Here is a 21750-nt window from a genome sequence, read left to right on the forward strand (position 1 = left end):
TGGGCCGTCGTCAGCCGCGGCGCAGCCCGGCGACGGCCTCTCGGAGGTCATCCTGACTGATCGGGGCGGGCGGCGCACCCTCCGTCGCCTCCCGGAGCGCCTTGGCGAGTTGCACCCGCCGCAGCACCTCCCGCAGGTCGGCGCCGGTGAGCCCGGGGGTGTCCGCGGCCAGCGCGGCCGGGTCGACGTCGGCGGCGAACATCCGGAAGCCGGGCCGCTCGTGCCTGTCGATCAGCTCCCGGATCATCTTGGCGAGGATCTCGGCGCGCCCGGACTCGTCCGGCGCCGGGATGGCGATCTTGAGGTCGAAGCGGCCGGAGCGGGTCAGCGAGGCGTCCACCCGCTGCGGGAAGTTGGTGGTGGCCACCACGATGACGTCGGGGTTCTCCTCGATCAGGGTGTTCATCTCCTGCTTGAAGATCCCGGCCACCGCGTTGACCGCCTGGCTGGCCGCGTCGCCACCGGCGCCGGCGTAGCTGATGATGCTGTCGAACTCGTCGAAGAGCATGACGGTGGGCCGCCGGTAGCGGCGCGCCTCCCGGAAGATCCGCTTGATGTTGCGCTCCGAGCCGCCGAGGAACTTGTCGAGGATCTCCGGGGTGCGGATCTCCACGAAGTCCGCGCCGATCTCGTTGGCCAGGGCCCGGGCCAGCATGGTCTTGCCGGTGCCGGGCGGGCCGTACAGCAGGATGCCCTGCGGCCGGCGGGCGCCCCAGCGGGCCATGGCCTGCGGGTGCCGGAACGACACCGCCACCTCGCGGAACCGGGCGACCACGTCGGCCAGGCCGCCGACCTGGTCGAGGGTCACCGCCGCGCTGCGCGGCGCCGCCGCGGCCACGCGCTGACCCACGGGGTACGACCGGCCGCGCAGCAGCGTCGGCTCGGGGGTGTCGCCGGTGAGTTCCCGGACGGTCTGCAGCACCACGCCGACCATGGCGGTCAGGTGCGCCGGCGTCACCTCGGCGCTGGGCACCTCGGCGCGCACCCGTACCGTCCCGCCCTCGTCGTGGGTCACCTCGGGGCGCAGGCCGGCCTCCTCGGCGGCGCGCAGCACCGCCCGGCCGGCCTGGTCGCGCGGCGGCTCGGCGAGCGCCGCCCCGGCGGGACGCAGGCCGAGGCGGCGGCCCGCCTCGGCCGCGACCCGGCCGACGGCGGCGGCCGGCCCGTCGCCGCCCCGGGCGGCGAGCCGCTGGGCCAGCAGCAGACCGACCGGCCCGGCCAGGCCGAGAGCGAACAGTCCGGCTCCCGGCAGCGGGGAGTCCGCCCGCAGGTACGCCTCGAAGCGGTGCACCGGCCGCCCGTCCCGGCTGTCGGCGCGCACGGTGCAGCGCACCTCCCGCACCGGCGCGGGGAAGTCACCGCCGGCCAGCAACTCCACCGGCCCGTCCTGGGCGGCGCTGAGCAGCGCGGCGGCCCCGGTGACGGTGACCCGCGCGCCGAGCAGCGTCACGGTCTCGACGTCCGGCCGGACCTCGTACCCGGTCATGCGACCACATCCCTCGCTGCGAGCGGTCTCCGCTGCCGAGTCTGACACCGGGTCACCGCCACGGCCACCGGCGCCGGTCAGGCCGCCCCCGCTAGGAGGCCGTCGACCAGGTCCCGGGGCAGCCCGTGGGTGTCGTGCAGCCAGTGGTAGTCGCGCTCGGTCAGCGGCCCGCGCGCGCGTACCCGGTCGACCAGCGGCCGGCCCCGGTCCAGCAGGCCGCGGAACCGCCGCTCCTCGTCCAGCAGCAGCTCCCGCAGCGGACCGACCTCCGCCTCCTGCCGGAACCGGCGCAGCGTGTCGCGGTACGCCTCCAGCGGCAGCCCGGTCAGGTCGCGCGCCGGTTCGTCGCGCCACAGCACGGTGAGCGCCCGCCGGACCAGCCGGCGCAGCACGTAGCCGCGGCCGGTGTTGCCGGGGCGTACCCCGTCGCCGAGGACGACCACCGCGGAGCGCAGGTGGTCGGCGACCACCCGCAGGTCCTCGCCGCGCAGGTCCCACCGGTCGCGCACCGCGCCCACCCACGGGGTCAGGCCCGCGCCCTCGAAGACGGACCGGCCGCCGCGCAGCACCATCTCCAGGCGTTCCAGCCCCATCCCGGTGTCGATGCTGGACATCGGCAGCGGCGTCAGCCGGCCGTCGGGGTGGCGGTGGTGACGCATCTGGACGTGGTTCCAGACCTCCATCCAGCGCTCGTCGGTGCCCGGGCTGCCGGACGGCGGGCCGTCCCCGGTCCACACGAAGATCTCCGAGTCGGGTCCGCACGGGCCGGTCGGGCCGTTGGACCACCAGTTCTCCGGGCCGTTGGACTCGACCGGCACGCCCAGCCCGGTCCAGGTGTCGAGCGCGGTCTCGTCCGGCCCGACCTGCTCGTCGCCGCCGAAGACGGTGGCGTGCAGTCGTCCCGGGTCGATGCCGAAGCCCTCGGTGAGCAGCTCGTGGCCCCAGCGGAGGCTGGTCGCGATGTCGTAGTCGCCGAGCGACCAGGAGCCGAGCATGTCGAAGACGGTCAGGTGGGTGCGGTCACCGACCTCGTCGAGGTCGGTGGTGCGCAGGCAGCGCTGCACGTTGACCAGCCGCCGGCCGCCGGGGTGCGGGCGCCCCAGCAGGTACGGCGTGAGCGGGTGCATGCCGGAGGTGGTGAAGAGCACCGGGTCGCCGGGTGGCGGGATCAACGAGCTCTCCGGCGCGTCCCGGTGGCCCCGGCGGCGGTAGTGGTCGACGAAGGTGCGGACGATCTCATCGGGTGTCATGGCACGGGCCTTCCGGTTCGATCGACGACCGGACGGTCCGCCGCGCGGGCGGTGGCGTGACACGACGACGCCGGCGGACCGTTTCCGGTCGCCGGCGGGGATGGGGCAGGTCAGGCGGCGGCAACCGGCGAGCGGGAAGCTCGCGCGGCCGCGGCGGTGGTGCTGCGCCTGAGGTCCATGCCGACAACGGTAGCCGGAAGGCGGGGTGTCGGCCACCGGAATACCCGGCGGGCCAGCCCGATGAATCGACGTATTGACATGTGAAGGCAACTCGTCGGTAACATTCCGGCACCTCGGACGGCCCCGGGCCACCCCCGTACCCGGGCCGATCCCCCACCGAGGCGCCGAACAGGCACGTGGACGGCTCGTGGGTGGTCCCCGCCGACCGGCGGGTCCGCCCGTCACCCCCGGAAGGAACCGCCCCCGTGAAATCGCTGATGACCCGTGCCCTGCTGGCCCTCGCCGTCGCCGTGGCGACGCTGGTCGGGCTCCCCTCCCCGGCCCGAGCGGGCACCTGGACGCCGTCGAGCAACCCGGTCCTCTTCGTGCACGGTTGGAACAGCAGCGCCTCGACCTGGAACACGATGATCGGCCGGTTCCAGGCCGACGGCTGGCCGTCGAGCCACCTGCGGGCCTTTTCCTACGACACCAGCAGGTCCAACGCCACCACCGCCCAGGTGGTGGCCCAGGAGGTCGACAAGCTGCTCGCCGCGACCGGGGCGACGAAGGTCGACATCGTCACCCACTCGATGGGCGCGCTCTCCTCGCGCTACTACCTGAAGTACCTGGCCAGCAGCGGGAAGGTGGACCGCTGGGTGTCGCTCGGCGGTCCGAACCACGGCACCAGCTCGGCGAACTCCTGCTACAGCACCGCCTGCGTGGAGATGCGGGTCGGCTCGACCTTCCTGGCCGACCTCAACACCGGCGACGAGACGCCGGGCGTCTTCGGCTACGGCACCTGGCGCTCCCCGTGCGACGGCGTGATCAACCCGGTGGACAGCACCGTCCTGGCCGGGGCGAGCAACACCCGGACCGCCTGCGTCTTCCACACCAACCTGCAGAACGACGCCACCATCTACGGCCAGGTGCGCGACTTCGTCAACTCGTGAGAGCGAGCCCGCCGGGCCGGCGTGCCGGGCCGGCGGGCGCCTCCTGTCGGCCGGTTCCGGTCAGGCCGCCCCGGAGGAGACCAGCGAGGCAGGGGCCACCGGCTGGCGGCGGTCGGCGCGCCGGTTCGGCAGCGACAGGCGGATCACCTTCCACCAGGCGGAGGCCACCTGCTTGGGCAGCGGGCCGGTGGTGTACTTCAGCCCGTACCTGTCGAACAGGGCCCGGACCTGCGGGGCGATCTCCTGGTAGCGGTTGCTCGGCAGGTCGGGGAAGAGGTGGTGCTCGATCTGGTACGACAGGTTGCCGGTCATGATGTGCAGCAGCCGGCTGCCGCTGATGTTGGCCGAGCCGAGCATCTGCCGCAGGTACCAATCGCCGCGGGTCTCGCCCTCGATGGAGGTCTTCTCGAAGGTCTCCACGCCGTTCGGGAAGTGCCCGCACATGATCACCGAGTGGCTCCACAGGTTGCGGAGCAGGTTCGCCGTGAAGGTGGCGGCGAGCGTGGACAGGAACGACGGGCCGGACAGCAGCGGGTGCAGCACGTAGTCCTTGAGCACCTGGCGGCGGATCTTGCGGCCGACCGCCTTGGCGCGGGCCCGGAACGCCGGGTCCTTGTGCTTGCCGTTCTTCAGGTTGTCCCCCAGCTCCAGGTCGTACGCGGCGATGCCGTATTCGAAGAAGCAGGCGTTGACGAAGTTGTAGAACGGCTGGCCCAGGTACGCGGGGTGCCACGGCTGGTCCTCGTCGACCCGCATGATGCCGTAGCCGAGGTCGTTGTCCTTGCCGAGCACGTTGGTGTACCGGTGGTGCAGCTCGTTGTGCGAGTGCTTCCACTGCTCGGGCGGGGAGACGTGGTCCCAGTCCCAGGTGGTGGAGTGGATCTTGGGGTCGCGCATCCAGTCCCACTGCCCGTGCAGGACGTTGTGCCCGATCTCCATGTTGTCGAGGATCTTGGCGACCGTGAGGCCGGCCGTGCCGACGATCCAGGCCGGCGGGAAGAGCGAGAAGAGCAGCACCGCGCGGCTGCTGATCTCCAGCGTCCGCTGGGTCTTGATCACCTTGCGGATGTAGCGGGCGTCCCGCTCACCCCGGTCGGCGATCACCCGGTCCCGGATCGCGTCCAGCTCCTTGCCGATGATCTCGATGTCCGCGGCGGAGAGGTGGGCGATCGGGTTGTCGGCCTTCTTCTGGATCACGGTCACGTCGGGTGGCCTCCTGTCAGAGTTCGATGTCGCAGGTACCGGCGGCCGCCGACACGCAGGTCTGGACGAGCACGCCGTCGCCGGGGACGGCGGTGGTGAGATCGCCGTTGCGCAGGTCGCGCACCGCGCCCTCCCGCAGCGGGACGACGCAGCCGAAGCAGATGCCCATCCGGCAGCCGGAGGGCATCAGCACGCCGGCCTGCTCGCCGGCGTCGAGGATCGGGGTGGCGCCGTCGGCCTCGACGGTCACGCCGGCCCCGGTGAACGTCACGGTGCCGCCCTCCCCCGGCGAGATCACGGTGGGCCGGAACCGCTCGGTGTGCAGCCGGTCGACCAGCCCGTTGGTCTCCCAGTACCCCTCGATCGCGTCGAGCATGCCGATCGGCCCGCAGGCCCAGGTCTGGCGGTCGAGGTGGTCGGGCACCAGGCCGGCCAGCTCGTCGACGCCGAGCAGCCCGTCGGTGTCGGTGTGCCGCTCGATCAGCCGCAGCGCGCCGGCCTCGGCGAGCGCCCGCAGTTCGGGTCCGAAGATGACGTCGTCGCGGGCCGGCGCCGAGTGCACCAGCACCACGTCGGCCCGCTCGTGCAGGCCGGCGCGGAGCATCCCCATGACCGGGGTGATGCCGCTGCCGGCGGTGAGGAACAGGACCCGTCCGGGGGTCTCCGCCGGCACGACGAAGTCGCCCTGCGCCTGGTCGAGCTGGACGATCGTGCCGGGCCGGACCCGCCGCACCAGGTGGTTGCTGACCTTGCCGTCGGGGATCGCCTTCACGGTCACGGTGATCCGGCCGTCCGCGGCGCCCGGCACCGAGGTGACCGAGTAGGCCCGCCACTGGCGTACCCCGTCGACGTCCACGCCGAGGCGCACGTACTGTCCGGGCAGGTGCCCCTGCCAGCCGCGGCCCGGTTGGATGACCACGGTGGCGGCGTCCCGGGTCTCCGGGCGGACGGCGACGATCCGCCCGCGCAGCGGGGCGCCGGCGCGCAGCGGCGCCACGAGGTCGAGGTAGTCGCCCGGCAGCAGCGGGGTGGTGACCGCGCCGGCCAGCCGCAGCAACCTGTCCCGGAAGGAGACCTTCTGCGGGCGGCGGGAGGCAGTTGTGGTCATATGACCAGCTTGACTGCGTGATCGCATAACATCTTGACCGGCAAAGGTGAAACAGTCGCAGGTTCTTGTTCGGGGAGAACAAAATGTCGGACGCAACGCACCCTCGCGCCCATCTCGAACTCGACGAGCAGGTGGCGGCCCGGCTGCGGGACCGGCTGCCCGTGGTCGCCGAACGGACGGTCACCGCGATCACCGCCGAGGTTCCCGACTACTCCGGCGCGCTCACCGGCACCATGCGCGAGAAGATCGAGAACGCGGTACGCATCGCGCTGGGCACCTTCCTCCAGCTCATCGAGGGCGCCCAGGCCATCGACCCGAGCACCCCGCTGGCGCCGGCCCTGGAGGCCGCGTACGCGCTGGGCAGCGGCGAGGCCCGCTCCGGGCGCAGCATGGACGCGCTGCTGGCCGCGTACCGGGTGGGGGCGCGGGTGGCCTGGCGGGAGGTGTCCGCCACCACGGTGCGCAGCGGGCTGGCCGCCGAGACGGTGGCCGAGTTCGCCGAGCTCATGTTCGCGTACATCGACGAGCTGTCGGCGGCCAGCGTGGCCGGGCACTCCGACGAGCTGGCCAGCGCCGGCCGGGTCCGTCGCCGCGACCTGGAACGCCTCACCCAGCAGCTGCTCGCCGGGGAACCCGAGGAGATCCTGCGGCGCAGCGCGGAACGGGCCGACTGGCCGCTGCCCCAGACCCTCACCGTCGTCCTGCTGCCCCGCCGCAACCTGCGCGCGGTGCTCGCCCTGCTCGGCCCGTACACCCTGGAGAGCGGCGAGGACATGCCCGGCATGGAGCCCGCCGACGACCTGGCCGTCCTGCTGGTGCCGGACATGCACGGGGTCCGGCGCCGCCAGCTCACCCGGCTGCTGCACGGGCACCGGGCGGTGCTCGGGCCGGCCCGGTCATGGCACCGGGTCGCCGCCTCCTACGAGCGGGCGACCCGGGCCCTCGCCCTCGGCCTCGGCGAACCGGACGCCGGACCTGTCGACACCGAGCAGCACCTGGCCGAGCTGCTGCTCAGCATGGACCCGGAGTGCCTGGCCGACCTGCGCGCCCAGGCCCTCGCGCCGCTCGCCGACCTGCCGCCGGCCACCGCGCACCGGCTCGCCGAGACGCTGCGCTCCTGGCTGCTGCACCAGGGCCGCCGCGACGACGTGGCGGCCGACCTGTTCGTCCACCCGCAGACCGTCCGCTACCGGATGGGCAAGCTCCGCGAGTTGTACGGCGACCGCCTCCACGAACCGGCCACGGTCCTCGACCTGACCATCGCGCTGGCCGTCCCGCCCGCCCCGCCCGAGGCGGAGTCCCCTGCCGGGTGAGGGCGGCGTGCCGGCCGTCAGGCGGCGACGTAGACGAGGTCCATGGTGTCGGTGCGCCCGGACCAGCGGAGTTCGAGGTGCCAGCAGCCGGCCCGCGGCACGTCGACGATGGACGGGCCGGGGCCGCCGGCGACCTCCTGGGTCACCCGGGTCGTGGTGCCGTCCAGGGTCGCGGTGATGACGAGGGTGGCCGGCGCGCCCGGGTCGGGCGACGGCGTGGCCGCCGGCCGGGCGACCCACAGGATCTTGTTGTTGGGTCCCTCCGTCCGGCCGACCGCCAGCGGATGGCCGAACAGCACGGCGACGATCTCGCCCTTCGCGCCGAACACGTGCGGCATACGGGTGTCCCCGCTGAACCCGGCGTCCGCCCAGTCGGGCAGCCGGCCCTCCTCGACCCGGGCCGCACAGCCGGTCGGCGCGCTCACCGCCCGGGTGGCCGGTGTGGCCGGCGCGCCCGCGGCGGTGCAACCCGCCAGCAGGGCCACCGGCGCCAGCAGGAGTCTGCCCCATGAACCCATCCCGCACCTCCGGGCCCGACGTGTCGGTGCCGGTCGACGGCACCTTTGCCCTGACGACACCGGCCGGGCAGCGCAGGTTCCTTCGTGGCGGCCGTCCCGGTCGCCGGGCACGAGCCGCGCCTAGTCCAGGGACCCGGCGATCCCGACCGCCGCGTCCCTGGTGAGCTCGCCCTCCAGCCGGTAACTGACACCGGCGTCCTCCCAGATCAGGGTGGCGGCGGCGAGCCGCGCGGTCTCCACGCGTTCCACACCGGCCCGGTCGATGTACGCGAGCTCGTGCGGACCGCCGATCCAGACGGCGAAGTCGCCGTCGACGGTGACCCACTCCACGCCCGGCCCGCCGCCGAGTTGCTTGTGGAAGACCGGGTCGAGGCGACCGTCGAAGGCGTCGAGGCGCAGCGCGCCGCCGCGGTAGAGCAGCGTCGCCACCCGGTACGTGCCGGTGCCGTCCGGATCGGCGACCAGCACCTGCTCCGGGGCGCCCAGGGCGGCGGGCACGCGGATCGGGAAGCGCACGTGCCGCCGCGCCTCGTCGAGGGAGACGGACCGCTGCGACGGCAGCGCTGACGGCACCCCGGTGGGCGGGTCCGGCGCCGGGGTGGTCTCGACGACGACCCCGGAGAAGCGGAGCAGCCCCGCCACGGCGTCGGCGATGGCGGCCCGCCCCGGCGGCAGCGCGGCGAGGAGCAGGGCGGCCAGCGCCGCGGCGAGCCAGCGACGCCAGCGACGCCGCCGTCGGGCCGGCGCGGCCAGGCGGGCGCGTACCGGGCCGCGCACGTCGGGGACGTCGGGGGTCTCCAGCCAGGTGGCGAGGTCGCGCAGCTCGCGTTCGAGGTCATCCACGGCGCACCTCCTCGCGGTCGAGCAGGCCGCGGAGCTTGGCCAACGCCCGGTACGTCCGTGACTTCACGGTGCCCCTGGGCCAGCCGAGCGTCGTCACGGTCTCCTCCTCGGTCAGGTCGAGGAGGAACCGGCACACGATCACCTCGCGGTCCTTCACCGGCAGCTGCCGCAGCGCCGCCACCAGCGCGGCCCGTCGCTCCGCGGCGAGGACTCCGCCGACGGCGCCGTCCTCGCCGGCCTCGGACCCGTCCCGCACCGCCGCGGCCCGCAGGGCGAGCCCGTCCCGCCGGCTGCGGGACCGGTGCAGGTTGCGGGTCTCGTTGGCGACGATCGCGAGCAGCCACGACCGGAAGGACGACTCGCCGCGGTAGCGGGACAGGTTGCGGAACCCCTTCACGAACGCCTCCTGGATGACGTCCTCCGCGTCCGACCCGGCACCGAGCAGCACCGCCGTCCGGTAAGCGGACGCGGTGTGCCGGGCGACCAGGAGTTCGTACCCCTCCAGGTCACCGGCCCGAGCGCGGGTCACAAGCTCGTCGTCGTCCAGTGGAGACCTCCGCTTCGATCACCCTCATGACACCGGCCACCCCGCGCGGGTTCCATCCTCGCCGCACGGAACCCCGCCGGCGTCGACGGTGTCACCCGGGCATGGCCGTCACCATGTCCCGTCGCCGCATCCTGACCCTGCTGGCCGGCGCCGGCGCCGCAGCGCTGGCCGGGTGCGAGCCGGCCCGGGGCCGAGCGCCCGCACCGGCCGTACCCGATCCCTTGCTCGTCCGGGTCGACGAAGGGCTGGGCCTCCTGCGCGGGGCCGACCGGCGGACGATCCCGCGTGCCGTGGCCAGCGCGGACGGGACGTGGGTGTTCGCGACCGCCCCCGCGGGCCCCGACACCGCCTGCTGGCGGTTCGACACCGCGACCAGCCACACCTCCCCGAGGACGGTGCTGCCCGGGCGGTGGGTGCCCCGGGCGGTCTCGGCCGACGGTACGAGGGTGGCGCTCACGCCGACCGGGATGCCGGTGGACGGCGGCCGACCGCCGGGGCGGGAGATGACGCCGGTGCTGGTCGCCGACGCCGGTGGGGTGCGCCACCGGCTGGACCTGCGCGGCGCCGTCGTTCCGGAGGCGTTCACCGCGGACGGCACCGGGCTGTTCGTCCTGGACTGGCTCCCGGCGACCGCACCCGACCGCTACCGGGTCCGGGTCGTCGACCTCGCCACCGGCGCGCCCGGCCCGCTGTCCACCCGCGACAAGGCGCCGGTCCCACCCGGCGCCGAGGAGGAGATGCGCGGCGACGGGCGCCAGGCGGTGCTCGCGCCGGACCGCACCGTCCTCTACACGCTCTACACCCACCAGCCCGGCCACCAGCACACCCGGGACCTCGTCAGCGGTCGACCCGGCGACGCGCACGCGTTCGTCCACACCCTGAACCTGCGGGAGCGGTGGGCGTACTGCGTCGACCTGCCGCACCCGTTCGGCGAGTCCGCCGCGGTCGGCCACGCCATGGCGATCAGCCCCGACGGCGGCCGGCTCCTCGTCGCCGACGTCTCGTCGGGCACCGTCGCGGACATCGCCACCGAGGACCTGACGGTACGCCGCACGGTCCCCCAGCCGCCCGGCACGGGCGCCGCGTACGCCGCCGCCGGCGACGACCGCCTCTTCCTCGCCGCCGGCACGACGGTCCGGGCCCTCGACCTCACCCGCCTGACCGGCACGGTGGACTGGCCGGTACGCGAACCGGTCACCGGCCTGGTGGCCAGCCGCGACGGCGGCCGCCTCTACGTGGGCCAGCGCGACGCGGTGAGCTGGCACGATCCCGCCACCGGCCGGGAACTCGGCCGCGTCCCGGTCCCCGGTCTGGTCGGCGTGCACGGCCTGGCCGGATCCGCCTGACCCGCTGCTCGGCCGCACCATCGCGGGCGGGCGTCCCGCCCCGCCGGAGGCGGACCGACCACCGGCCCACCGGCCCGGGCATCCCGGGTCCTCCGGCCCTGTCCGCCACCGGTCGGGCCGGGAATGGTCGAAGGGGGACCAGCAACGAGGAGGCGACACCATGAGCCAGCCGGCGACCCGGGCGGAGCAGACCCCGACGGTACGGATGCTGGAGGCGGCGGCCCGGCAGGCCCTGCATGCCCCGTCGGTGTTCAACACCCAGCCCTGGCGCTGGCGGATCACCACGGACAGTCTCGAACTGCGCGCCGACCAGGACCGGCAGCTCGCCGCCACCGACCCGGACGGCCGGCTGCTCACCCTCAGCTGCGGCGCGGCCCTGCACCACGCCCGGGTGTTCCTCGCCGCCGCCGGCTGGGCGGTCACCGTCGAGCGGCGGCCCGACCCGGCCGACCCGGCGCTGCTGGCCCGGCTCCGCGCCACCGGCCCCGCCCACCTCGACGTCGCCGCCGCGCGCCTGGTCGACGCCATCCCGCGCCGCCGCACCGACCGCCGCGCCTACGGCGACCGCCCGGTGCCCGAGCCGGTGCTGGCCCGGCTGCGCGCCGCCGTCGAGGCCGAGGACGCCCACCTGCACATCGTCCGGCCCGACCAGATGCCGATGCTGGCCGTGTCCACCGGCCGCGCCGCCGACGCCGAACTCGCCGACCCCGCGTACCGGGAGGAGCTGCGCCGGTGGACCGACCGGCCGGCGGGCAGCGGCGACGGCGTGCCCACCGCCACCGCCGTCCGGCCCGGGCCGCGCCGGGTGCCGCTGCGCGACTACGCCCCGGGCGGGGCCGCCGGGCTGAGCGCCGGCGCGGACTTCGACCGCGGCGCGGCGTACCTGATCCTGTTCGGCGAGCAGGACGAGCCGGCGGCCTGGCTGTGCGGCGGCGAGGCGCTGTCCGCGCTGCTGCTCACCGCCACCGCCGAGGGCCTGGCCAGCGCCCCGCTCAGCGACGCCGTCGAGGTCGCCTGGCCGCGCCGGATGATGCGCGACCTGCTCGCCGGGATCGGCGACCCCTACCTGGTGGTGCGGGTCGGCTGGGGACCCGACGACGACCTGCCGCCGGCACCGCGCCGGACGCCGGCCGACGTGATCGAGACGACCGGCTGACGGCCGCCGCGTATCGTCGGTCCCGTGTCCTCTTCGGATCCACCCGGCGACCTGCCGTTCGTCGACGAGCACCGCACCCTCGTGGCCGCGCCGCCGGCCGACGTGTGGCGGTCGCTCGGTGCGCAGTTCACCCACCACCGCGCGACCGGCGCCGACCTCGTGGCGCACCTGCTGGGCACCGTCCCCCGCCGCGCCGGCGGCCCGCCGCTCACCGAGGGTGCCGCCGTGCCGGGGTTCGCCGTGGCGGAGTCGGTGCCGGGGCGGCGGCTCCGGCTCGCCGGGCGGCACCGGTTCTCCCGGTACGTGCTCCAGTTCGACCTCGCCGACCGGGCCGACGGGACGCTGGTGAGCGCCCGGACGTACGCCGCGTTCCCCGGGCCGCACGGGGGTCTCTACCGGCTGCTGGTGATCGGGTCGGGCGGCCACCGGCTCGCGGTCCGGCGGATGCTGCGCGACATCCGCGACCGCGCCGAACGCGGCAGGGCCTAGCTCGCGCCAGCGGCGCGGCGCGCCGGCTCGCCGAGGACGGCGTAGGCGGCCAGCGCGGCGGCGAGAACGGCGCTCACCGCGATGACGAAGCCGCGGTCCGCCCCGTCCGGGGCGAGCACGAGCCCGGTCGCCAGGGCGGCCACCGCTGAGAGCAGCGTCGCGCCTCTCGCCACCCGGCGCGCGGCCCTGCCGGCCGCGGCCGGCAGGAGACCCGTGACGGCCGAGAGCGCCCGCACCGCCCCCGCGACACCGACGATCAACGAGGGTACGGCCAGCGCGGGCACGTCCTGAGCGAGCCCGACCACGCCCGACCAGGCGAGCAGCCCGAAGATCACCACGGCGAGGACGTGCAGGGGGACGTCACGGACGAGGCGGGAGCTCTCCCGCCGCACCGGCGGATCACCGCGCTCTGCCACGAGGAGCCTCCATCCGCCGCCGGCCCATCGAGTATCACCCCGGCACCCGCAGATCACCTACCCCTCAGGACCGACGGCCCACCGCGGCCGGCTTCGCTGGCTATCGTGTCGCCATGATCCTTCGCCACCTGACGATCGACTGTGCCGATCCCTACCGGCTGGCCACGTTCTGGAGCGAGGCGACGGGATGGCCGGTGTCCGACGTGGACGAACCCGGCGACGACGAGGTGCTGGTCGAAGCTCCCTCCCCCGTGCCCGGCATCCTGTTCATCCGGGTGCCGGAGGCCAAGACGGTGAAGAACCGCGTGCACTTCGACTGGCAGCCGACCGAACGCGGCCGCGACGAGGAGGTGAAGCGCCTCATGGCCCTCGGCGCGACGCTCCACGAGGACCACCGCACCGCGGACGGACGCGGCTGGGTGACGCTGCTCGACCCCGAGGGCAACGAGTTCTGCATCGAGCAGGGCAGGGGCCAGCCGACGGCACAAGCCTGACCGGCCGAACGCCGCAGCCCGCGTGGTCGCCTGTCGGGAGTGGGGCGAAAAGGGGCGCCCGGACCTGCCGGGCGCCCCTCCCGCCGGCCGGCGGTCAGTGACGGGACGCTGATCCGACCGACACCGGGGCGGCCGACTCGCGCGGCGGTTCCGGCTTCCTCCGCCCACGCAGCACGGTCAGCGCCACGGTGACCACGGCGGCGACGCCGACGCCGGTCCACAACAGCGGGCTGGTCCGCAGTTCGTCGGGCAGCTGCTGGCCGAGGACGAAGACGCCCATCACCACGACGAACCAGCCGAACGCCTTGCGCAGGATCTCGGCGGGGATCCGTCCGGCGAGCCGCCCGCCGACGAAGCTGCCGGCCACGGCGGCGACGACCACCGCTCCCGCGAGGCCCCAGTCGATGCTCACGCTGGACAGGTAGCCGGCCAGGCCGGCGAAGGACTTCATCGCGATGACCACCAGTGAGGTGCCGACCGCGACCGGCATGGGCAGGCCGCCGAGCAGCGCCAGGGCGGGCACCACCAGGAAGCCACCACCGGCGCCGACCAGACCGGTGACCAGTCCGACCACCACGCCGTCGAGGACCACCCGCGGCACCGGCAGTTCGTGCGGCACCGGCCGGCCCTCGGCGCCGCGCCGGCCGCGGATCATCGCGACCGCGGTGGCCAGCATCATCACGGCGAAGCCGGTGAGCAGGAACCCGGCCGGGATGAACTCGGCCAGGCGGCCGCCGGCGTAGGCGCCGGTCATGCCGGCGAAGCCGAAGATCAGGCCGGTGCGCCAGCGCACCCGGTGGGCCCGGGCGTGCGGGATGACGCCCACCGCGCTGGTGGCGCCCACGACGAGCAGCGAGGTCGCGATGGCCTCCTTCGGGGGCAGGTCGGCGACGTAGACCAGCAGCGGCACCGCGAGGATCGACCCGCCCCCGCCGAGCAGGCCGAGGCTGACGCCGATCAGGACGGCCAGTCCGACGGTCAGCGCCAGCGTCGGGGTCATGCCCGCCCCCCGGTCTCGCGCAACTGGCCCACGATGGTGTCCAGGTCGCAGCTGGCGCCCCGGTTGTAGGGCAGCTTGCCGAGCATCATGCCCATGGCGCAGGTGTTGGTGACCGCCGCGAAGGTGAGGCCGGCGCCGATGAATCCGGCCACCCACTTCAGCTGCGGCACGAACACCGAGCCGAGGACGCTGGCCAGCACGATCGAGCCGGCGACGAGGCGGACCTGGCGTTCGAGGTCCCAGCGGGGGGCGCCCCGCTTGATCGGCGCGTTGGCCGCCTGCCAGGCCATGATGCCGCCGTCGAGGACCTTGAGGTTCGGCAGGCCGGCCCCGGCGAGGGCCTGCTCGGCCTGGGTGGCGCGGGCGCCGGAGCGACAGACCAGCACGACGTCCTCGTCGAGGTGGTTGCGCAGCTCCTCGCGGTGCTCCTTGAGCAGGTCCAGCGGCACGTTGTAGGAGCCGGGGATGTGGGACGTCTCGAACTCCGCCGGGGTACGCACATCCAGCAGGCGCGGCGCGTGGCCGGCGTCGATCAGCTCCCGCAGGCTGATGGCATCGAGGGTGGCGGGGCGGGCGGTCTCGGAAGTGCTCATTTCTCCTCTTTCACGGACGAAGCGCCACTGGTGAGGACGCGGGGATGCCGGCCGGCGCCGGGCGGCGCCGGCCGGGTCGTGCTGGTGCGGTCAGGCTTCGGTGACGATCTCCAGGCCGACGGACCCGGCCTGGTCGAACTTGTCGTCGATGACGACGACGTCGCGGCCGGTGTTGGCCAGCAGCGACGCGGCGACGGTGGCGCGATAGCCGGAGCCGCAGTGCACCCAGACCGCCCCGGCCGGTACGTCGGCCAGCCGGCTGGGCAGGTCCGGCAGTGGGATGTGCACCGCGCCGTCGAGGTGGCTCGCGCGCCATTCGTTGGTCATCCGTACGTCGAGCACGACGCCCGGGGCGGGCAGGCCCGCGGGCGGGCTCCCTTCGCGGGCCGCCACGAGGGCCGGGAAGTCGGCCATCCGCAGCTCGCGGAGCTGGTCGGGCGAGGCCGCCCACTGCTCGGGGGCGCCGGTGGCCTGGGCGGCAGGCCGGTCGATGCCGATCCGGACCAGCTCTCGCTGGGCGTCCGCGACCTGCTCCGGCGTCTCCGCCAGCAGGGTGATCGGCACGCCCCAGTCGATCAGCCAGCCGAGCCAGGTCGACATCGGGCCGTCCAGCCCGAGGGCGACCGTGCCGGCCAGGTGCGAGGCGGCGTACGCCTTGCGGTGCCGCAGGTCGACCACCCACTCGCCGGCGGCGATCCGGTCGCGGAGCTGGGCCGCGTCGGCGCGGGTGGCCGGGGTGAGGTCGACCGGCGCCGGCCCGGTGTTCGCCACGCCCATGTGGGCGTAGTAGGCCGGGAAGGCGTCGAGACCGGCGAGGGTCTCGGTGACGAACTGGTCCGCGGCCAGCTTGAGCACGGGGTTCGCCTGCTTCTCCCGACCGATGGTGGAGTCGGGGGCGTCGGCCTGGCTGGCCGAGCAGAAGCTGCCGAAGCCGTGCGTCGGCCAGACCTGCCCACCGTCGGGCAGCAGGTCGGCCAGCCGCTTCGCGGAAGCGTGCTGGTGGTGGGCCAGCTCGTGAGCGTGCTCCTTGCCGAGCAGGTCGGTGCGGCCGGTCGTGCCGAACAGCAGCGAGCCGCCGGTGAAGACGCCCGCCGGCTGCCAGGCGCCGTCGGCGGCCTCGTCGAGGACGTAGGACAGGTGGTGGAAGGTGTGACCCGGCGTGCCGATCACCCGCAGCCGCAACGAGCCGGAGACCGGCACCACGTCACCGTCGGAGACCGGCACCCGGTCGAAACCCACCTCATCGGCCGCCGCCACCAGGTAGCGGGCACCGGTGATCCGAGCAAGCTCCAGGCCGCCGGAGACGTAGTCGTTGTGGATGTGCGTCTCCACCACGTGGGTGACCCGCACACCCTTCTCTCCGGCGAGGTACAGGACCCGGTCGATGTCCCGCTGCGGATCCACCACCACCGCCACCCGCCCGTCCGACACCAGGTAACTGCGGTCACCCAGCGACGACGTCGCAATCACGGAAACCTCGACTGCCATGTGCGCTGCTCCTTTCGACGTCCTGCAAAATCCTATATACCCCGGGGGGTATGTAGCGGACACACTGCCGCCCTGCTCTTCGCGTCAGCACGGCTGACCACTCACCGCCGCAGCCATGCGGCGCGAGTGGCACCGTTGCGTGTCAGGCGAGGGCCAGGAAGAGCTTCTCCAGCTCCTCCTCGGTCATCTCCGGCTCCTCGCCCCGGTCGCGGGCGGCCTCACAGTGCCGCATGCCCGACGCGATGATCTTGTAGCCCGCGCGGTCGATCGCCTTCGACACGGCGGCGAGCTGGGTCAGCGCCTCGCGGCAGTCCTGACCGCTCTCCATCATCTCGATGACCGCGTTGAGCTGCCCGCGGGCCCGCTTGAGCCGGGTCAGCGCATCCGACGTCATCTCCGGTCGAAGCTTCATCGGCACCTCCTACCTCCAGCATACCCCGGGGGGTACATTCCTCACGCGGAGATACCCCCACGGGTATCTTCAACCCTGCCCGCGCGAGCCACATTCCCCGGTCGAGCCGGGCCCGGCCCCGCCACAGCGGGGCGGTTTGCCGATTCACCCACGCCGGTCGCGTCGCGGCCGGCACCATCTCACCGGAGGGAGAGCAGAGACCATGAGCTACGCGATCACCATCCGACTGCCGGCCGGGTTCGCTCCGACCGTCGACCGGGTCCGGGCGGCACTGAAGGAGCAGGGCTTCGGCGTGCTGACCGAGATCGACATGCGGTCCACGCTGCGGGAGAAGCTCGGGGTCGAGATCGAGGACTACGTCATCCTCGGCGCCTGCAACCCGCCGCTGGCCCACCGGGCCCTGGAGGCCGACCGGAACATCGGCCTGCTCCTGCCGTGCAACGTCGTGGTACGCGCCGACGGGCCGGACGCCACGCTCGTGCAGGCGCTCGATCCGCAGGTGATGGTGCGGTTGAGCGATGCGCCCGACCTGCCCGGGGTCGCCGACGACGCGACCCGGCGGCTGCGGGCGGCCCTGGACGCGCTCTCGGGCTGAAACTTCGCACGGACGGACATCCCGCCGCAGTCGCCCGGGGCGGGAATGCCACGCCGACCGGGCGCGCTATGGTCGACATGGATACCCCCGGGGGTATGTCGATCTGGAGGATGAGATGCACGAGGTGAACCTGGCGGACTTCGCCGCCGCACACGCCGAGGGCGCCGCCGTGGTGGACGTCCGGGAGCCGTTCGAATACGTCGCGGGCCACGTCCCCGGGGCCCGTTCGGTGCCACTTGCGCAACTGCCCGAGGCGGTCGGGGAACTCCCCCGCAACCGTCCGGTCTACGTCATCTGCGCCAGCGGCAACCGCAGCCTGGCCGCCGCGCAGTTCCTGGCCCGCGCCGGCATCGACGCCCGGTCGGTCGCCGGCGGAACCGGCGAGTGGCTCCGCACCGGCCGCACCGTCGCGACGGGGGCGGACGCCTGAACCTCCACCGGCCGGCCTGAGCCGACCCGGAGGGGCGCCCCGCACCACAGATCCCGGGGAGGACGGCGTTGTGGGCCCGTCGTATACCCCCGGGGGTATGAGCTATCGTCATCGTATCGCTGGTCATCACTGCGAAGGAGTTCGGCACATGCTGTTCACCCAGTACTACCTCGACTGCCTGTCCCAGGCGTCGTACCTGATCGCCGACGAGCGCACCGGCCGCGCCGTGCTGGTCGACCCACGCCGCGACATCGGCGAGTACCTGGCCGACGCGCGGTCGCACGGCCTCACCATCGAGGGCGTCATCAACACCCACTTCCACGCGGACTTCCTCGCCGGCCACCTCGAGGTCGCGGACGCGACCGGCGCGTGGATCGGCTACGGCCGCCGCGCCGAGACCGAGTACCCGATCCGCAAGCTCGCCGACGGTGAGCGGATCGGTCTCGGCGACGTCACCCTGGAGATCATGGAGACTCCGGGCCACACCCCGGAGTCGATCAGTGTGCTGGTGTACGAGCACGCCGGGGACGCCGTGCCGTACGGCGTGCTGACCGGCGACGCCCTGTTCATCGGCGACGTCGGCCGTCCCGACCTGCTCGCCTCCTTCGGCGTCACCGCCGACGAACTCGGCGCGATGCTCTACGACAGCGTGCAGCGCAAGCTGATGGGCCTGCCCGACGAGGTGCGTGTCTTCCCGGCCCACGGCGCCGGCTCCGCCTGCGGCAAGAACCTCTCCACCGAGCGGCAGTCCACCATCGGCGAGCAGCGCCGCACCAACTACGCCTGCACGCCCATGAGCCAGGACCAGTTCCTCGCCCTGGTCACCGGCGGCCAGCCGTCGGCCCCGGGCTACTTCGCCTTCGACGCCGTGCTCAACCGCAAGGCGCGCCAGCTGTTCGACTCCGACGCGGCCGCCCGTCCGCTGGCCACCGCCGAGTTCGCCCGCGCCCGCGCCGAGGGCGCCGTCGTCGTCGACGCCCGCGACCCGCAGGAGTTCGCCGCCGGGCACGTGGCCGGGGCGATCAACATTCCGGCCGACGGCCGCTTCGCCGAAACCGCCGGCAGCGTGGTCGCCCCGGACCGCGCGGTGCTCGTGGTGGCGCCGCACGACCGCGAGGAGGAGATCGTCGTACGGCTCGCCCGGATCGGCTTCGACCAGGTGGCCGGTTACCTCCGCGACGCGGAGACCGCGCTGGTCGAGCTGGCGGCCGAGCTGATCCCGGCCAGCCGCCTCACCGCCACGGAGCTGCGCGAGCGGCTCGACGGCGCCGAGCCGCCGGTGGTGCTCGACGTGCGCAACGCCGGCGAACGCGAGCAGGGCTTCGTCACCGGGTCGCTGCACATCCCTCTCGCGGAGCTGACCCGCCGCCTCGACGAGGTGCCGGCGGACCGGCCGGTGGTCGTGCACTGCGCCGGCGGCTACCGCTCCTCGGTCGCCGCCAGCCTGCTGCGCAACGCGGGCCGGCAGGACGTCTCCGACCTGCTCGGCGGCTACGGCGCCTGGCAGACGATGCTCGACCCGGCCGCCGCCTGAGCCGAGCGGCCGACATCCCGGGGACAGGTGACCGCGGGCCGCCCGCGGCCACCTGTCCCCCTCGTCGCCCCGGAGAGAACCGGAGGGATCTGTGACCACGTCGGCACTCCGGCTGGGCCTGCGGGCCAACGCCGCCCAGTTCACCCTGCTCGTCGCGGTCAACGCCCTCGTCGGCGGGCTGCTCGGCTCCGAGCGCACCGTCCTGCCCCTGCTCGCCGAGCAGGAATTCCACCTCACCGCGTACACCGCGGCGCTCACGTACATCCTCGCCTTCGGCGCCACCAAGGCCGTCACCAACTTCTTCGCCGGCGCCCTGTCCGACCGGTACGGACGCAAGCCGGTCCTGATCGCCGGGTGGCTCGCCGGCATCCCCGTACCCCTGATGATCATCTGGGCGCCGTCCTGGGGCTGGGTGGTCGGCGCGAACGTCCTGCTCGGCGTCAGCCAGGGCCTGGCCTGGTCGACCACCGTCATCATGAAGATCGACCTCGCCGGTCCCGCCCGACGGGGACTGGCCATGGGGCTCAACGAGGCGGCCGGCTACCTGGCCGTGGCCACCACCGCCCTGGCCACCGGCTGGCTCGCGGCCGCGCACGGGCTGCGTCCCGCCCCGTTCCTGCTCGCCCTCGCCTACGCCGGCCTCGGCCTCGGCCTGTCCCTGGCCTCCGTACGCGAGACCCGCGGTCACGCCCGACTGGAAGCGGCCACCCACGTCACCGGAAGAGCCGAGCACCACCACGGGCTCTCCACCGGCCGGGTCGCCGCCCTGACCTCCTGGCGGGAACCGGCGCTCTCCGCGGCCAGCCAGGCCGGCATGGTCAACAACCTCAACGACGGCCTCGCCTGGGGTCTGTTCCCGCTGCTGTTCGCCACCGCCGGGCTGTCCCTGACCCAGATCGGGATCCTCGCCGCGCTCTACCCCGCGGTGTGGGGGCTCGGGCAGCTCGTCACCGGGCAGGCATCCGACCGCTACGGCCGCAAGCCGTTCATCGTCGCCGGCATGCTCGCCCAGGCCGTCGCCCTCGCCTGGATCGCCCGCGCCGACGGCTTCGCCGGCTGGGCTGCCGCCGCGGTGCTGCTCGGCGCCGGCACCGCCGCCGTCTACCCCACCCTGCTCGCGACCGTCGGCGACGTCGCCCACCCGGCCTGGCGGGCCCGCGCCGTCGGCGTCTACCGGCTGTGGCGCGACGGCGGCTTCGCCGTCGGCGCCCTGCTCGCCGGCGCCGTCGCCGACCTCGCCGGCGTCCGCGCGGCCGTCTGGGTCGTCGCAGCCCTCACCGCCGCCTCCGGCCTCCTGGCCTGGGTCCGCATGTACGAGACGCACCCGCGAGCGGCTCGGCTGCCGCGGCCGGACGTGGCCCGCCCGGGGCCGGGTCCGGTCGCGTGAATCACCCGGGCCCGTTCGTGCGAATCACCCGGGCCCGTCCGTGCGCGGCAACCGGCTCAGGGCTGATCCGGGTGCCGTCCGGCCAGGTGCGCCCGGGCCCGCCCGTGCTCCTCGGCGTCGATCTCGCCCAGCGCGTACCGGCGGTCGAGGATCTCCTGCGGCGTCTCCCGCACCTGCCGCCCGTGGTCGGCGGGGCGTTGGACGAGCCTCGCCACCGCCCAGACGGTCACGGCGATGAGGGCGATCCACACCACCGGCATGAGTGTCATCCAGATCCAGCCGGAGCCGTATCCGTACATCATCGTGTCACCTCCGCCAGGTAATCCCCTCTCCGTAGAGCGTCGCTCGCCGTAGGTGCTCCGGCCAGAGACTTACGGCCCCTCCCGTCAGGCCCTCCGGCAGCGGGTGGGGCGCCTGCCGTCGGCGGTGGGACGATGACCACCGTCCACTTGCTCCGCCACCGGTCGGGCGGTTGCTGTCCGGCAAGTTTTGCCTGCTCCGGGCGGGGGTAGCGGTCGCGTGAGTCAGGGACGACTGGCATCGAACAGACGGGGACGATCCGGTGGACGAGATGACCGCACGCCTGGATCTTCCGGTCGGGGCCGACGCCCTCGCCGCCGCCCGCCAGGTCGTGCAGTCGGCCCTGGTCGGGTGGGGGTTCGAGGACCTCGAGGACGTGGCGGACGCGGTGCTGGTCGCCGACGAGCTGGTCGCCAACGCGGTGCGCCACGGCGGCGGCTGCCTGAGCCTGCACGTCCACGCCCGCGGCGACGAGGTCACCGTCTGCGCGGTGGACGGCTCGGCAGTCGTTCCGCGTCGCCGCGAGCCGGACGGCGACGGCGGCCGTGGCTTGAGGATCATCGAGGCCCTCTGCCAGGCGTGGGGAGTCGAGGACCTTCCCGACGGCGGCAAACGGGTGTGGGTCCGCCTTGCCGGGTCGAGGTAGCGGGCGTTCCCTGTCCACCGCGCTTTCCTCTTCCGTCCGGCCTTCCTACTGTGAGGGACCACCGCCCCCGACGATCGCGAGAGTCAC

The 21750-nt window shown here is 74.2% G+C and carries 24 protein-coding genes; 11 read left to right on the forward strand and 13 right to left on the reverse strand.

The annotated features are described in order from the left end of the window. Positions 1–10: 10 nt before the first annotated feature. Both NLX85_RS31955 and NLX85_RS31960 read right to left on the reverse strand, forming a co-directional pair. Positions 11–1486 carry a 26S protease regulatory subunit gene (locus tag NLX85_RS31955; RefSeq protein WP_254341505.1) on the reverse strand — a complete coding sequence of 492 codons (1476 nt, stop codon included), beginning with the start codon at positions 1484–1486 and terminating at the stop codon, positions 11–13. 77 nt (positions 1487–1563) lie between these two features. After that, positions 1564–2736: an alanine--tRNA ligase-related protein gene (locus tag NLX85_RS31960; protein WP_254341507.1), complete on the reverse strand. Its 1173-nt coding sequence runs from the start codon at positions 2734–2736 to the stop codon at positions 1564–1566. A gap of 425 nt (positions 2737–3161) precedes the next feature. Between NLX85_RS31960 and NLX85_RS31965 the strand changes: the two genes are divergently transcribed. After that, complete coding sequence (locus NLX85_RS31965) at positions 3162–3845, forward strand: triacylglycerol lipase (RefSeq protein WP_254341509.1); 684 nt, start codon at positions 3162–3164, stop codon at positions 3843–3845. A gap of 60 nt (positions 3846–3905) precedes the next feature. Here NLX85_RS31965 and NLX85_RS31970 read toward each other — a convergent pair whose 3' ends face one another. Then, positions 3906–5048, reverse strand: a complete 1143-nt coding sequence (locus NLX85_RS31970) for an acyl-CoA desaturase (protein ID WP_254341511.1) — start codon at positions 5046–5048, stop codon at positions 3906–3908. A gap of 16 nt (positions 5049–5064) precedes the next feature. Next, entirely contained in the window at positions 5065–6156 is a 1092-nt protein-coding gene (locus NLX85_RS31975) for a ferredoxin reductase (protein ID WP_254341513.1), read from the reverse strand. 83 nt (positions 6157–6239) lie between these two features. Between NLX85_RS31975 and NLX85_RS31980 the strand changes: the two genes are divergently transcribed. Then, complete coding sequence (locus NLX85_RS31980; protein ID WP_254341514.1) at positions 6240–7469, forward strand: CdaR family transcriptional regulator; 1230 nt, start codon at positions 6240–6242, stop codon at positions 7467–7469. A gap of 17 nt (positions 7470–7486) precedes the next feature. On the opposite strand, the gene NLX85_RS31985 is transcribed toward NLX85_RS31980, so the two are convergent. From NLX85_RS31985 to NLX85_RS31995, 3 genes are all read right to left on the reverse strand, one after another. Then, the gene (locus NLX85_RS31985; RefSeq protein WP_254341516.1) at positions 7487–7987 is read right to left on the reverse strand and encodes a hypothetical protein; all 501 of its coding nucleotides are present in this window, start codon (positions 7985–7987) and stop codon (positions 7487–7489) included. A gap of 120 nt (positions 7988–8107) precedes the next feature. Next, positions 8108–8830, reverse strand: a complete 723-nt coding sequence (locus tag NLX85_RS31990; RefSeq protein WP_254341518.1) for a hypothetical protein — start codon at positions 8828–8830, stop codon at positions 8108–8110. Further along, positions 8823–9359, reverse strand: coding sequence for an RNA polymerase sigma factor (locus NLX85_RS31995; RefSeq protein WP_254341519.1), 537 nt, complete (start codon positions 9357–9359; stop codon positions 8823–8825). The genes NLX85_RS31990 and NLX85_RS31995 overlap by 8 nt, the downstream gene beginning before the upstream one ends. 119 nt (positions 9360–9478) lie before the next feature. On the opposite strand from NLX85_RS31995, the gene NLX85_RS32000 reads away from it, so the two are divergent. The 3 genes from NLX85_RS32000 to NLX85_RS32010 all read left to right on the forward strand — a co-directional run bounded on the left by NLX85_RS32000 (position 9479) and on the right by NLX85_RS32010 (position 12368). After that, complete coding sequence (locus tag NLX85_RS32000) at positions 9479–10723, forward strand: YncE family protein (protein WP_254341520.1); 1245 nt, start codon at positions 9479–9481, stop codon at positions 10721–10723. Positions 10724–10883: 160 nt separating this feature from the next. Next, complete coding sequence (locus tag NLX85_RS32005; RefSeq protein ID WP_254341521.1) at positions 10884–11879, forward strand: nitroreductase; 996 nt, start codon at positions 10884–10886, stop codon at positions 11877–11879. A gap of 24 nt (positions 11880–11903) precedes the next feature. After that, positions 11904–12368: a hypothetical protein gene (locus NLX85_RS32010; protein ID WP_254341522.1), complete on the forward strand. Its 465-nt coding sequence runs from the start codon at positions 11904–11906 to the stop codon at positions 12366–12368. Here NLX85_RS32010 and NLX85_RS32015 read toward each other — a convergent pair. Beyond that, entirely contained in the window at positions 12365–12784 is a 420-nt protein-coding gene (locus NLX85_RS32015; protein WP_254341523.1) for a hypothetical protein, read from the reverse strand. The genes NLX85_RS32010 and NLX85_RS32015 overlap by 4 nt on opposite strands. Before the next feature lie 113 nt (positions 12785–12897). Here NLX85_RS32015 and NLX85_RS32020 point away from each other — a divergent pair, with 113 nt between their 5' ends. Continuing rightward, a complete protein-coding gene (locus NLX85_RS32020; RefSeq protein WP_254341524.1) occupies positions 12898–13278 on the forward strand; it encodes a VOC family protein in 381 nt (126 codons plus the stop codon). Between the two features lie 94 nt (positions 13279–13372). Here NLX85_RS32020 and NLX85_RS32025 read toward each other — a convergent pair whose 3' ends face one another. From NLX85_RS32025 to NLX85_RS32040, 4 genes are all read right to left on the reverse strand, one after another. After that, a complete protein-coding gene (locus NLX85_RS32025) occupies positions 13373–14278 on the reverse strand; it encodes a sulfite exporter TauE/SafE family protein (RefSeq protein ID WP_254341526.1) in 906 nt (301 codons plus the stop codon). Beyond that, positions 14275–14871 carry a rhodanese-like domain-containing protein gene (locus NLX85_RS32030; RefSeq protein WP_254341528.1) on the reverse strand — a complete coding sequence of 199 codons (597 nt, stop codon included), beginning with the start codon at positions 14869–14871 and terminating at the stop codon, positions 14275–14277. Before NLX85_RS32030 ends, NLX85_RS32025 begins: the two co-directional genes overlap by 4 nt. 90 nt (positions 14872–14961) lie before the next feature. Continuing rightward, entirely contained in the window at positions 14962–16359 is a 1398-nt protein-coding gene (locus NLX85_RS32035) for an MBL fold metallo-hydrolase (protein WP_254341530.1), read from the reverse strand. A gap of 142 nt (positions 16360–16501) precedes the next feature. After that, a complete protein-coding gene (locus tag NLX85_RS32040; RefSeq protein ID WP_254341532.1) occupies positions 16502–16771 on the reverse strand; it encodes a metal-sensitive transcriptional regulator in 270 nt (89 codons plus the stop codon). 202 nt (positions 16772–16973) lie between these two features. On the opposite strand from NLX85_RS32040, the gene NLX85_RS32045 reads away from it, so the two are divergent. From NLX85_RS32045 to NLX85_RS32060, 4 genes are all read left to right on the forward strand, one after another. Beyond that, positions 16974–17366: a DUF302 domain-containing protein gene (locus NLX85_RS32045; protein ID WP_254341534.1), complete on the forward strand. Its 393-nt coding sequence runs from the start codon at positions 16974–16976 to the stop codon at positions 17364–17366. A gap of 115 nt (positions 17367–17481) precedes the next feature. Continuing rightward, positions 17482–17796 carry a rhodanese-like domain-containing protein gene (locus tag NLX85_RS32050; protein WP_254341535.1) on the forward strand — a complete coding sequence of 105 codons (315 nt, stop codon included), beginning with the start codon at positions 17482–17484 and terminating at the stop codon, positions 17794–17796. A gap of 148 nt (positions 17797–17944) precedes the next feature. Next, positions 17945–19330 (forward strand): rhodanese-like domain-containing protein, encoded by a 1386-nt coding sequence (locus NLX85_RS32055; RefSeq protein ID WP_254341536.1) that lies wholly within the window; start codon positions 17945–17947, stop codon positions 19328–19330. 91 nt (positions 19331–19421) lie between these two features. Then, positions 19422–20717, forward strand: a complete 1296-nt coding sequence (locus NLX85_RS32060) for an MFS transporter (protein WP_254341537.1) — start codon at positions 19422–19424, stop codon at positions 20715–20717. Between the two features lie 56 nt (positions 20718–20773). On the opposite strand, the gene NLX85_RS32065 is transcribed toward NLX85_RS32060, so the two are convergent. Continuing rightward, positions 20774–21019 (reverse strand): SHOCT domain-containing protein, encoded by a 246-nt coding sequence (locus NLX85_RS32065; protein WP_254341538.1) that lies wholly within the window; start codon positions 21017–21019, stop codon positions 20774–20776. Positions 21020–21288: 269 nt separating this feature from the next. Here NLX85_RS32065 and NLX85_RS32070 point away from each other — a divergent pair, with 269 nt between their 5' ends. Beyond that, on the forward strand, positions 21289–21663 hold the full coding sequence (locus NLX85_RS32070) for an ATP-binding protein (protein ID WP_254341539.1): 375 nt from the start codon (positions 21289–21291) through the stop codon (positions 21661–21663). Positions 21664–21750 lie beyond the last annotated feature (87 nt).

It is taken from the genome of Micromonospora sp. A3M-1-15, assembly GCF_024213425.1.
Taxonomy (GTDB): Bacteria; Actinomycetota; Actinomycetes; order Mycobacteriales; family Micromonosporaceae; genus Micromonospora; species Micromonospora chersina.

Coding starts and splice junctions, on each gene's coding strand:
- NLX85_RS31955 (WP_254341505.1), bottom strand. CDS start 1,486: ATGACCGGGTACGAGGTCCGGCCGGACGTCGAGACCGTGACGCTGCTC.
- NLX85_RS31960 (WP_254341507.1), bottom strand. CDS start 2,736: ATGACACCCGATGAGATCGTCCGCACCTTCGTCGACCACTACCGCCGC.
- NLX85_RS31975 (WP_254341513.1), bottom strand. CDS start 6,156: ATGACCACAACTGCCTCCCGCCGCCCGCAGAAGGTCTCCTTCCGGGAC.
- NLX85_RS31980 (WP_254341514.1), top strand. CDS start 6,240: ATGTCGGACGCAACGCACCCTCGCGCCCATCTCGAACTCGACGAGCAG.
- NLX85_RS31985 (WP_254341516.1), bottom strand. CDS start 7,987: ATGGGTTCATGGGGCAGACTCCTGCTGGCGCCGGTGGCCCTGCTGGCG.
- NLX85_RS32000 (WP_254341520.1), top strand. CDS start 9,479: ATGGCCGTCACCATGTCCCGTCGCCGCATCCTGACCCTGCTGGCCGGC.
- NLX85_RS32005 (WP_254341521.1), top strand. CDS start 10,884: ATGAGCCAGCCGGCGACCCGGGCGGAGCAGACCCCGACGGTACGGATG.
- NLX85_RS32020 (WP_254341524.1), top strand. CDS start 12,898: ATGATCCTTCGCCACCTGACGATCGACTGTGCCGATCCCTACCGGCTG.
- NLX85_RS32025 (WP_254341526.1), bottom strand. CDS start 14,278: ATGACCCCGACGCTGGCGCTGACCGTCGGACTGGCCGTCCTGATCGGC.
- NLX85_RS32030 (WP_254341528.1), bottom strand. CDS start 14,871: ATGAGCACTTCCGAGACCGCCCGCCCCGCCACCCTCGATGCCATCAGC.
- NLX85_RS32035 (WP_254341530.1), bottom strand. CDS start 16,359: ATGGCAGTCGAGGTTTCCGTGATTGCGACGTCGTCGCTGGGTGACCGC.
- NLX85_RS32040 (WP_254341532.1), bottom strand. CDS start 16,771: ATGAAGCTTCGACCGGAGATGACGTCGGATGCGCTGACCCGGCTCAAG.
- NLX85_RS32045 (WP_254341534.1), top strand. CDS start 16,974: ATGAGCTACGCGATCACCATCCGACTGCCGGCCGGGTTCGCTCCGACC.
- NLX85_RS32050 (WP_254341535.1), top strand. CDS start 17,482: ATGCACGAGGTGAACCTGGCGGACTTCGCCGCCGCACACGCCGAGGGC.
- NLX85_RS32055 (WP_254341536.1), top strand. CDS start 17,945: ATGCTGTTCACCCAGTACTACCTCGACTGCCTGTCCCAGGCGTCGTAC.
- NLX85_RS32065 (WP_254341538.1), bottom strand. CDS start 21,019: ATGATGTACGGATACGGCTCCGGCTGGATCTGGATGACACTCATGCCG.
- NLX85_RS32070 (WP_254341539.1), top strand. CDS start 21,289: ATGACCGCACGCCTGGATCTTCCGGTCGGGGCCGACGCCCTCGCCGCC.